Origin of the sequence: Ligilactobacillus equi DSM 15833 = JCM 10991 (genome assembly GCF_001435735.1) — a bacterium.
Taxonomy (GTDB): Bacteria; Bacillota; Bacilli; order Lactobacillales; family Lactobacillaceae; genus Ligilactobacillus; species Ligilactobacillus equi.
This window is the reverse complement of sequence record NZ_AZFH01000035.1, coordinates 1-236: the sequence shown is the minus strand read 5'-3', so window position 1 is coordinate 236 and position 236 is coordinate 1. Positions and strand designations below refer to the sequence as shown.

The window sequence follows — 236 nt, the reverse complement described above, 5'->3', positions numbered from 1 at the left end:
TTGGCGTCATTGACCGATGCAGATGTAACTTCGTATTTCAAAATTAAGGCATTAATGCTTACTACCATATGAATTTTAAAGCCGTACAAATAAACCTTTTTAGTTGCGCTATAGCCGATATTAGCGACTTCACTAAAAATTTTAGCTCTTCTGTTTCTAATAGGTTGGCAAAGTGGTAACGGGAAACTATCCATTATCGCCATAGTGCTTATTGATGTTTGAGTCAGCAGTCCCTG

At 37.3% G+C, this 236-nt stretch carries 1 protein-coding gene; it reads right to left on the bottom strand.

Going from position 1 to position 236, the window contains the following annotated elements:
- The coding region (locus FC36_RS04280; protein WP_275453090.1) for a transposase at positions 1-236 on the bottom strand (236 nt) is incomplete at both ends.